Annotated in this window: 4 pseudogenes; 3 read left to right on the top strand and 1 reads right to left on the bottom strand. The window is 52.7% G+C overall.

Features of this window, described 5'->3' with window-relative positions:
- Positions 1-890, bottom strand: a pseudogene (locus L8V01_RS11785) (VaFE repeat-containing surface-anchored protein); the annotation flags it as partial.
- Positions 891-1,183: 293 nt separating this feature from the next.
- Between L8V01_RS11785 and L8V01_RS12000 the strand changes: the two are divergent.
- The 3 pseudogenes from L8V01_RS12000 (at position 1,184) to L8V01_RS11795 (ending at position 4,332) form a co-directional block, all read left to right on the top strand.
- Positions 1,184-1,397, top strand: a pseudogene (locus tag L8V01_RS12000) (hypothetical protein).
- A gap of 189 nt (positions 1,398-1,586) precedes the next feature.
- Positions 1,587-2,813, top strand: a pseudogene (locus L8V01_RS11790) (IS3 family transposase).
- Between the two features lie 328 nt (positions 2,814-3,141).
- Positions 3,142-4,332, top strand: a pseudogene (locus L8V01_RS11795) (IS1249 family transposase).
- Positions 4,333-4,600 lie beyond the last annotated feature (268 nt).

The raw sequence follows: 4,600 nt of genomic DNA on the forward strand, positions 1-4,600 counted from the left end.
GTTTCGGTATCCTCAGTCGGCTCCTCAGATTCCGTCGTTTCGGTATCCTCAGTCGGCTGATCAGTAGCAGGCGGTTCTGGCGTAGGGGTCTCCTCCTTCTCTGGGAGACCCGGTTGATCTACCGGCATGACAGTTTGAGCATGACCGTTCCGAGCACCTGACGGCCAAACTACCGTAATATACGCATCTTCAGGCTGTTTCGGTATTTCCACAGAAGGAACTTTTTCCAGTGTCGGTGAATCAATACGACCCGCAACTCTATACCCAGTCAGTTTCGTAAATTCCTCGTGACTTCCACTGTATCCTGGAAAGTTCTTGTGTCCTTCTTTCTGACGATAATACGGATTTTCTCCCGTGATCGTACCAGCAAGCGCAGCCTTAGACTCCGGATGATGGGCAACAAACATCGTCAAATATACATAATAATTGGCAGCAGCCTTTTTATCTCCCCGCGCGGCTGCGCTTTTCATCTCCCGGCCCAGATTTATCACTGCGTCATGATACTCTGGGGGAACCTTTAGCTTCTCAGCTTTTGCCCTATCATACAATTGCATTGTTTCATGGGGCGTATAGGATTCAACAGGCTCAAGGCACCAAGCCCAGCCAACGTTGTTTTTAGGATTCGGCCCCTTTCTCGTAACTCCAGGATTCGGCGTTACAGGCTCTCCTGCCCAAACAAGCATGCCCCAACTAGTATCCGAACCGTGAAGCTCTTTCTTTTTGGCTGAATCGCCTAAGGTGAGATTCGGTTCAAAATCGCTAGGCTTGCCTTCCTGAGCGCCAGCAGTTTCCCCTGGAACAGTGAACATGGCCGCGACAACCGCAACAGCAGTGAGGACTGCTGTAAAGACCATCCACCCTTCTCGGGAGAGTTTCCTTAATATACTCATTTTTCCTCGTCAGATGGTACTACTAGTTACTTTTCTGCTCAGTTGCTCGATTCACTATTCAAAATAAACCTTCTGAGCTCCAATCGCACCGCAGTCAATCACAACTTGGAGCCAAGATCTGATCAACTCTTACCGTGCTCTCATACAATATCACGCCATTCTAAGGCGCGTTAGATGATTTTACCTGCACATTAATGCCACATACTTCAGTTCGACGGCTTTGACAGCATCCCCGTTTTGAAAACGACTACACTTACCATACTAAAGTGCTTCAGGTTTTGTTCCGTTTGAGTATGTGGCCAAATCTGGAACATGCCCAGAAAGTTTGACCACGATGCGAAGGACCGCGTGGTCCGCCTCGTGGAATCCCACATCTTGGCGGAAAACATGTCGACGCAAGCCGCATGCCAAGCAGCATCCCCTATGCTCGGGTTTTCATGGCACACAGCTCGTCAATGGACTTTGGCAGACCCACCGTACAGGAAACATCCCAGAACCAATGTCTGAAGAGTTGGCCGCTGAACGCGAGAGGCTACGCCGTGAAAATCACCTGCTGCACGACACTAATAAACTTCTGAAAGCTTCCTCAGCTTTCTCGCGTCGGAACTAGACCCAAAACGTCGGAAATAATCCGGTTCATCGATGAATGAAGCGTCCTGGGTTTAGTTCCTACCTCAGCTAAGGAAGGATTGAACTATGCCTAGAAAGTATTCCGTCGAGTTCAAGGAGAAGGCGGTCCATCAGATCATCGAAATGTTCCGCCTGGAGTCTTGCTCACTGCAACGTGCCTACACGGAGGTCGGTGAGCTCCTTGGAGTATCTCACCACACGTTGCGGGCTTGGTACCGTGACAGCGTCTCAGTACGCGATAATTCTGACGCGTTAGGCGGCGAAACAGCGGAAGAAGAGCTCAAACGTCAGCGCCGAGAAAACCGCGGACTGAAGCGAGCAAACGGGATCCTTAAGACTGCTTCGGCTTTTTTCGCAGCGGAATTCGACCGACCCACGACCAAATGATCTCCTACAACGACGCGTACAAAGATCAGTTTGGGGTCTAAGGTCATCTGCCGAGTCCTAAAACAAGCAATTCGAGGATTCATCACCTCACGCGGCTACCGCAAAGCCACCACACGCGTTCCCGGCGCAAGAGCCTTAAGCGATAGCCTGCTTATCCCAAAGATACAGCCTGTGCATGCGGAGAATTTCTCGGTCTACGGCATCCGCAAAATGTAGCATACTATGAACCGTGAAGGCTTTCATATTGATCGCGACAAGACCGCACGTCTGATGAAGCTAGCAGGTATTTTTGGCCGCAGCCGTGGGCGAACCCCGGTAGTGACGATCAGCCCGCAGACACCGGATCATCGCCCGGACCTGGTACAACGAGACTTCTGCGCACAAGCGCCAGGCAGGCATCGGGTTGCCGACATTACCTACGTTCGCACCCTGTCAGGATTCGCCTATACCGCGTTTGTCGTGGATGTCTACAGCCAAAAAATTGTTGGTGTTGCTCCACGCTCGATGATGCGCAACGATGCGCTGCCCATGGAGGCTTTGGAGCATGCGGTAACGACTGCAGGGCGAATCCATGGAAACCAAATGATTCACCACAGCGAGCGGGGTAGCCAGTACGTGTCACTGAAGTTTTCCACCGCGCTAGCGGAATCCGGAATTAGGCCGAGTGTGGGAACAGTCGGCGATACTTATGACGATGCTCTAGCTGGGACCGTCAACGGTCTCTTCAAGGCGCAACTGATTCATGCCCAAGGCCCGTGGACATCAGTGAGGGAAGTCGAACTGGCCACCTTGCGGTGGGTTCATTGGTTGAACACCAAGCGGCTTCGCGAAGAATTGGACTACACCACCCCACAAGAAGTCGAAACCGATTATTATCTCACCCAGCCCAGCAACACAGGGCCGTAAAAGAAGCGGAACTAAACCCAAGACGCTTCATTATCGGATTACTTGTAAACCAACCCCCGCACTCAAAGAAACGGACGCTCTCAAGGAAAACACCACCGGACTACTAAGGTAGTACTTCCCTAAAGGAACAGATCTGAGCCTCCACAGTGCAGCGGACTAGAATTCATGGGTTAAGTAGCAAAAAGTGTGTCTGAGTTACAGCGATCTTGCTGTTCAGGCTGGGTAAATCGGGCGGATATATGGTCTTGTTGCTTATATCCGCCCGTTTCGTGTTCAATCCATCGGAATGGCACCCCATGTGCTAGTCGGGGGTTGGTGTGCTTTCCGGGTGAGTAAAAACAGACCACGATGCCCGGTATGTGCTGGGCAAATGAAGAAAAACGGAAGCACATCCAAAGGCACAACCAGGTGACGGTGCAAAGACCCGAACTGCGGCAGCTCCACGACACGAACCCGCACCGATCGCACGCAGGCCCGCAACTTTAAAGCCTTCGTCTCCTACGCCACCTCCACAGCGACGTTGTCTGAACTCGCCGGGCAACAATGGGTGAGTCGTTGGACACTTGATCGCCGATTCGAACCGTTTTGGCTCATCGACATCCCCAACGACGGTGCCCCGCAGCGCGTCTACGATCAGATTTTCATCGACGGCACCTACACTGCGGCTGGCTGTCTGCTTGTGGCAGCCAGCCGCGACCACGTCATTGCGTGGCACTGGACCAAACACGAAACCGTCCACGCATACACGCTGCTCCTTCGCAAAATCGCCGAGCCGCTCTGCGTCGTCCTCGACGGCGGACAAGGCGCACTCACCGCGATTAAAGCCTGCTGGCCGAACGCAATGATTCAGCGTTGCCTCGTCCATGCGCAACGCGTCATCCGCCGCTACACCACCTCACGGCCGCGCACCGACGCCGGCAAAACCATCTACGCACTGGCGTTGAACCTGACCCGTGTCACCACACTCGACCAGGCACGGGAGTGGACGCTGCGTCTGCACGACTTCGGTCAGGTATTCAAAACATTCCTCAACGAGAAAACACCCGTGCCAAAAGAGCGCCGAACACTCAATAACCAGTGGGAATGGACTCATCTACGGGTACGCAAAGCCTACAACTCACTGCTGCACCTCTCGCGCAACAATTGGCTGTTTACCTACCTTAAGCCACCACCGAATGTGCCTGATCCTAAACGCGGGGCTTCAACGACAAACAGTCTTGAAGGCGGCATCAACGCCCAGCTCAAACGCATCGCCGATGCACACCGAGGCAGGTCTGGGGAACGCCAACGAAAAATGCTCGAGTGGTACCTCCACACCAAAAAGCAACTGCCTGACGATCCGCTAAATACCGCCAGGCAGTGCAATTATGGCCAAGATCAACTCGCCAAAGTCAACGATCTTGCCGAAGAAAACCACAACAAAGCCGACCAAGAAACAGGCCGACCAGCCTTCTACGACAACGCTATCCCAACCGAGTACGAACACTCGATAGGAATCAGAAAAGGCCCCATAAAGTAACTAACCGTGTCCGCCCCACGACACGCCGAACGGACACACGTTCTGCTACTCAACCCGAATTCATCGCCATGCAACTCAACCGCCGCCCCCAAAACCTGGGTTTTCAAACACCAGCCGAGAAAATGGCCGTACTGATAAACTCAGCCGAAACATAAGAAGTGTTTCCACGACCACTAGGATTCGCCCTTTCGAGCAGACATAAAATTGCTCCCCACTAGCAGATAACTGATTTCTCAGTCCAGCTAATGGGGAGCAGTTCACTCCTTAA

The sequence above is a fragment of the Corynebacterium curieae genome (genome assembly GCF_027570035.1).
GTDB classification, from domain to species: Bacteria; Actinomycetota; Actinomycetes; order Mycobacteriales; family Mycobacteriaceae; genus Corynebacterium; species Corynebacterium curieae.